Here is a 5590-nt window from a genome sequence, read left to right as displayed (position 1 = left end):
GGATCAGCGTCTCGGACAGCGGCTCGTCGACCTCCATCCCCGACCCGGCCAGGCGTGAGCGCGGGCCCAAAGGCTCTCTCTTTTTCCTGCGGGCGTCACTCAGCGATCTTGGTGCGGCCGACCCACTGGAAGACCGCGGGCTCGGTGCCGGCCGGTGTGTAGTGCTCGTACCCATTCCCATGCCGGATCTTGATCTTCTCCTCAGAGAAGATCACCTCGTGGAGGTCGGCCAGATTCACGGTTCCGGTGAGTTCGACAGGCCCTCCTTCGAGTCGGACGGTGCTGTTCGTCGCGCCTGTGGAAAAAGCGATGGTCTGTGTCATCGGCACACCCCTTGTCTCGATCCATCTCGATCCTTGTTCGCGTTCCGCCCTCCAAGCACCCCTGCTTGCCCCCGGTAGGGGATGAGAATTATTGGTAGGGGTCATTATCCAGTGGTTCTCTGATCGTCTCGGACCAAGACCTGTCAGCACTCAGGCTGTTCGCTCAGGCTGTTCCTGGCGGAATTCTGGAGCGCCGTTCACGGGCGGAAGGGAATTTTCTGGTGGAAACCCTGGGGATAGACACCCGAATGCAGCCCGTCTACCGAGCACTTCTCGAGCACGGGGCATCGGGGGCGAGCGAGCTCGCCGCCCGGGTGGGCCAGGAGGAAACCACCGTCCGTACCGCCCTCGGGCGGCTCGCCGCCCTCAGCCTCGTCCGCCGACGGCCCGGTGACCGTCACACCTGGTACGCCGTGGCACCCGAACTCGGGCTCGGCGCCCTGCTCGCACACCAGGAGGCCGAACTCGACCGCCGACGGCGGGAGGTCGACGAGAGCCGCGCCGCGATGATGTCCCTGCTGGCGGCCCACCGGCCGCACCGCTCCTCCGGCGACACCGGCGTGACCAGGCTCGAAGGACCCGAGGAGATACGGCTCGCCCTCGACCGGCTGTGCCGCCGGGCCACCGACGAGATCGTCTGCGCGCTCCCCGGCGAAGCCCACGTCCCTCACCTCCTCCAGGGCGGACACGGCGCCCTCGAGGCCGCGCCCGCCCGCGGCGTACGCATCCGCGTCCTCCACCTCGCCGCGGCCCGCAACAGCGCCCACCGCCTCCACAGCCGCCTCACCGACGCCGGCGCCGAGGTACGCACCGCCGCCACCGTGACCGTCGCCGTGACCGTCGTGGACCGCGCCGCCGCCGTCGTCCCCGCCCCCTGCTCCGATGCGCCCGGCACCACTCCCCTCGCCGAACTCGTCACCTCACCGGCCCTCGTCGCCGCCCTGTACGCCCTGTTCGAACACGAATGGGAGGCCGCACTGCCCGCCGGCACCCCCGCACAGCGCCGGGACGACGGTCTCAACGACCAGGAACGCACACTGCTGGAACTGCTCCGCGAAGGCCTCACCGATGAGATGGCTGCCCGGCGCCTCGGCGTGTCCCTGAGGACTGTGCGCCGCACCATGGCCGGACTCCTCAACCGCCACGGCGTCAGGAGCCGCTTCCAAATCGGTGTCGTCACCGGCGAGCGGGGCTGGCTCCGCGACCCGGGGAACGGGCCCCGCCCCCTGTCCGACCCCGCGTCCGGGCAGCGCCCGGCGTGCGACGAACTCGCCGCACGCCGTACCGCCTGACGGCCCCGCTCTCCGCTGCCCCGCCGTCCCCCTGCCCGTATCCGACCGACCCCAGACACAGAGGCAACCAGATGACAGAGAAGTACGACGTGGTCGTCGCCGGCGGGGGCTCCGCCGGCGTCGCCGCCGCGGTGGCCGCACGCCGCGCGGGTGCCCGCACCCTCCTCCTGGAACGCGGGCCCTGCCTCGGCGGCGCCGCCACCCTGCGCAACGTCCTCACGTACTGCGGGATCCACACCCGCGAGGACCCGCCCCGCCAGGTCGTCTTCGGCATCGCCGAGGAAGTCCTGGCCGCGCTCCGCGCGGAGGGCGCTGTCAGCAGCCCCCAGCGCTTCAACGGCGTCTGCGTGGTCTTCGACCCCGAAGCCGTCAAACGCACCCTCGACGCCCTGTGCGCCGCAGCCGGCGTCGATGTGCGGCTGCACAGCCACGTGGCCGGAGCCCACCGCGAGGACGGGCGCGTCACCGGCCTCAGGGTCGCCGGCCACCGGGGCATCACCGAGGTCACGGCCGACGCCTTCGTCGACGCCACCGGCGAGGCCGACCTCGCCGCCTTCGCCGGGGCGGCCGTCCGCTACGGCACCGACGGCATGGTGCAGAACGGTTCGCTCGGTGTCCGCTTCGGCGGCATCCCGCCCCACGTCGACGTCTCCCGCACACGCGTCACCGCGGCTGTGCACGCCGCGCGCGAACGCGGCGTGCATCCGCTGGTCTCCGCCCACGGGCTGGTCGCCCGACTCCCCGTCTCCGGGGACGTCATCGCCTACATCGTCGACGAGGCCTACGACGCCCGTGACGCCGCCGACGTCAGCCGCGCCGAAGCCAGCGCCCGCGTCCAGGCACGCGCCTACCTCGAGGTCATCCGCTCCATACCCGGAGCCGAGGGCGCGTACATCGTCAGCACCGGCCCCGAACTCGGCACTCGCGAGTCCCGCCACATCATCGCCCGTTACCGGCTCAGCGCCGACGAGGTCCTCGGCGCCGCCCGGTTCGAGGACGCCGTGGCCGTCGGCGCCTGGCCCGTCGAGTACCATCCCGGCCCCGGCGTCCCGTCCCAGTGGCACTTCATCGAAGGCGACAGCTACTTCGAGATCCCCCTCGGCGCACTGTGGAGCGTCGACACCGACAACCTCTTCGCCGCCGGCCGCAACGTCGACGGCGACCGCCTTGCCGGCGGATCCCTGCGCGTCATGGGCACCGCCTTCGCCACCGGACAGGCCGCGGGCGTCACCGCCGCCTTCGCCGCCCGCGGCGGCAACGGGCCGAGCGTCACCGAGGTCCAGACCGAACTGCTCCGTCAGGGCGCGGTCCTGCCAAAACCGGCACTCACCTGAATCCCGGCCGACGACCACCTCACCCAGAGCGATTTCGAATTCGTCGTGATCCTGTGAGTGTGCGGGTCGCGACAGCGGAACGGTGCCCGGGAAGGATGCGTGTCCGGCGCATCGAAGCTCCGTTGTGCGGGTGGTCTTCCCAAGCCGTCTGTATCCAACGGAGCTTCGATGCGCCGCTTGTCCGCCACCGTCCGCCTGCAAGGTTCCTTCGCGTCAGCGCCGCGTGGTGGGACCGGCGCCCCCCGAGCGCCCCTGGCCCTCCCGGGAGCCGGCTGACCGGCACCGACGCATGGACGTCAGGCTTTACGACCCCCTGCCACCTCACATCCAGGCCCCACCCTCGCAGCGCAGCGGCAGAACCCCGACCCGGACCCCTACACAGGCCCGAGGCATAGGGGGAACAGTCCGGGCCGGAGGGGTTGGGGCGGCAGTTCACGCCTTCTACCGTCGTTGGCAAGTGGCGGGAAATCGGAAAGGACCGACCTCTCACATGGATGCCCCGGAAGTCGACCACACGCTGTGGCTCCGCAGTTTTCACGACGCACCGGGTCGTAGGACACGACTCGTCTGTCTGCCGCACGCCGGCGGCTCCGCGTCATTCTTTTTCCCGGTGTCCAGGAGCCTTTCCCCCGCATTGGACGTCATAGCCGTTCAGTATCCCGGGCGTCAGGACCGCCGTCACGAAAAGTGCGTCGATACCATTCCGGAACTCGCCCGGCAGATCGTCGACGTTCTCGACCCCCGGCCCGACGGCCCACCGATCGCCCTGTTCGGCCACAGCCTCGGCGCCACCCTCGGCTTCGAGATCGCCCGCCTCATGGAGGAGCGCGGCACCGCCCCCGCACACCTCTTCGCGTCCGGCCGCCGCGCCCCCTCCCGCCACCGCCACGAAACCGTGCACCAGCGCGACGATGAGGGACTCCTCGCCGAACTCCGCCTGCTCAGTGGCACGGACGCACGTGTCCTGGGCGACGAGGAGGTGCTGCGCATGGCACTGCCCGCCATCCGCAGCGACTACCGCGCTGCCGAGACGTACGTCTACGAGCCCGGTCCCGCCCTGGCATGCCCCATCACCGTCTTCACCGGCGAGAACGACCCCAAGGTCACGCTCGACGAGGCACGTGCCTGGGAGACGCACACCAGCGCGGGCTTCGACATGCACACATACCCGGGCGGCCACTTCTTCCTCTCGGACCACTCGGCAGCAATGCTGAAGGTCATCTCCGGCAGGCTGACGCCTGTCACGACCGGCAGCCATTAGGCAGGGTCCGGCGGATCGGGCGGCACTGGTGTGCGACGCCACTGACGGATGCGGGTGCCGGGTCCGCACCCCGGGTCCGATCCACCGGACGACAGCCGGGCCGTGGAGGCGAAGCCGTACGGACTGCGACGGGCGGGCGGTGTGGCCGGTGAGGCCGCCCCCGCCCCTCTGCCGTTTGCGGACCCGCTCCGCCGGTCCCCGCCCCCGCTCCTGCTGGCCCCGACCGCCCGCAGGCGCCGATTGATGAAGTTCCAGCTCGTCGGTTACTCGAACAGGTGACGCTCTGATGGCGAACGAAGACAAACTCCGCTCCTACTTGAGGCGAGTCACGGCCGACCTGCACGAGACCAGTGAGCGACTGCGACGCGCGGAGGCCAAGGACCGCGAACCCATCGCCATCGTCGGCATGGCCTGCCGTTACCCCGGAGGCGCCGCCGACCCCGACAGCCTGTGGCAGCTCGTCGCCGATGGCACCGACGCGATCAGCGGCTTCCCCACCGACCGCGGCTGGGACACAGACAACCTCTACGACCCCAAAGGAGCCCAGCCCGTCACCCCCAGGATGAGCTCTGGCGGCTTCCTCCACGACGCGAGTGACTTCGACCCCGCCCCTTTCCGGATCTCCCCGCGCGAGGCCCTGGCCATGAACCCCCAGCAGCGACTGCTGCTGGAGACCTCCTGGGAGGCCGTCGAACGGGCGGGCATCGCTCCCACCACTCTGCGCGGCAGCCGCACCGGCGTCTTCGCCGGCCTCATGTACCACGACTACGCCACCCAGCTCGCCGACACCGACATCCCCGACGGCGTGGCAGGACTCCTCGGTATCGGCAACATCGGCAGCGTCGCCTCCGGCCGCATCGCCTACACCCTGGGCCTGGAGGGGCCGGCGGTGACGGTCGACACGGCCTGCTCGTCGTCGCTGGTCGCCCTGCACCTGGCTATCCAGGCGCTGCGCAACGGTGAGTGCGACATGGCGCTCGCCGGCGGTGCCACCGTCATGGCCACTCCCACGGCTTTCGTCGACTTCCAGCGCCAGGGCGGCCTGTCAACCGACGGTCGCTGCAAGTCCTTCTCCGACGCGGCGGACGGCACCGGCTGGTCCGAGGGTGTCGGCGTGCTGCTGGTGGAGCGGCTGTCGGACGCCCGCCGCAACGGCCACCAGGTCCTCGCCGTCGTGCGCGGCTCCGCCGTCAACCAGGACGGCGCGTCCAACGGCCTGACCGCCCCGAACGGCCCCGCCCAGGAACGCGTCATCCGCCAGGCGCTGGCCAACGCCGGTGTCGCCGCGGCGGACGTGGACGTGGTGGAGGCGCACGGCACCGGCACGACGCTGGGCGACCCGATCGAGGCGCAGGCGCTGCTGGCCACCTACGGCCAGGA

Annotated in this window: 5 protein-coding genes; 4 read left to right on the top strand and 1 reads right to left on the bottom strand. The window is 71.0% G+C overall.

Going from position 1 to position 5590, the window contains the following annotated elements:
* Nucleotides 1-95 precede the first annotated feature (95 nt).
* A complete protein-coding gene (locus AB0I73_RS40060) occupies nucleotides 96-323 on the bottom strand; it encodes a DUF5988 family protein (RefSeq protein ID WP_363045320.1) in 228 nt (75 codons plus the stop codon).
* A 221-nt stretch (nucleotides 324-544) separates the two neighbouring features.
* On the opposite strand from AB0I73_RS40060, the gene AB0I73_RS40055 reads away from it, so the two are divergent.
* The 4 genes from AB0I73_RS40055 to AB0I73_RS40040 form a co-directional block, all read left to right on the top strand.
* On the top strand, nucleotides 545-1615 hold the full coding sequence (locus AB0I73_RS40055) for a helix-turn-helix domain-containing protein (RefSeq protein WP_363045319.1): 1071 nt from the start codon (nucleotides 545-547) through the stop codon (nucleotides 1613-1615).
* Nucleotides 1616-1686: 71 nt separating this feature from the next.
* Complete coding sequence (locus AB0I73_RS40050; RefSeq protein WP_363045318.1) at nucleotides 1687-2949, top strand: FAD-dependent oxidoreductase; 1263 nt, start codon at nucleotides 1687-1689, stop codon at nucleotides 2947-2949.
* 490 nt (nucleotides 2950-3439) lie between these two features.
* Nucleotides 3440-4210, top strand: a complete 771-nt coding sequence (locus AB0I73_RS40045) for an alpha/beta fold hydrolase (RefSeq protein ID WP_363045317.1) — start codon at nucleotides 3440-3442, stop codon at nucleotides 4208-4210.
* A gap of 286 nt (nucleotides 4211-4496) precedes the next feature.
* On the top strand, nucleotides 4497-5590 hold a 1094-nt coding region (locus AB0I73_RS40040; RefSeq protein ID WP_363045316.1), incomplete at its 3' end, for a beta-ketoacyl synthase N-terminal-like domain-containing protein.

Source organism: Streptomyces sp. NPDC050388 (genome assembly GCF_040655635.1).
Taxonomy (GTDB): Bacteria; Actinomycetota; Actinomycetes; order Streptomycetales; family Streptomycetaceae; genus Streptomyces.
The sequence above is the reverse complement of the archived record's forward strand: the minus strand, read 5'-3'. Positions and strand labels throughout refer to the sequence as shown.

What these genes read in the sequence shown, in the direction of transcription:
- AB0I73_RS40045 (WP_363045317.1), top strand. Translation starts at nt 3,440, where the DNA reads ATGGATGCCCCGGAAGTCGACCACACGCTGTGGCTCCGCAGTTTTCAC.
- AB0I73_RS40050 (WP_363045318.1), top strand. Translation starts at nt 1,687, where the DNA reads ATGACAGAGAAGTACGACGTGGTCGTCGCCGGCGGGGGCTCCGCCGGC.
- AB0I73_RS40060 (WP_363045320.1), bottom strand. Translation starts at nt 323, where the DNA reads ATGACACAGACCATCGCTTTTTCCACAGGCGCGACGAACAGCACCGTC.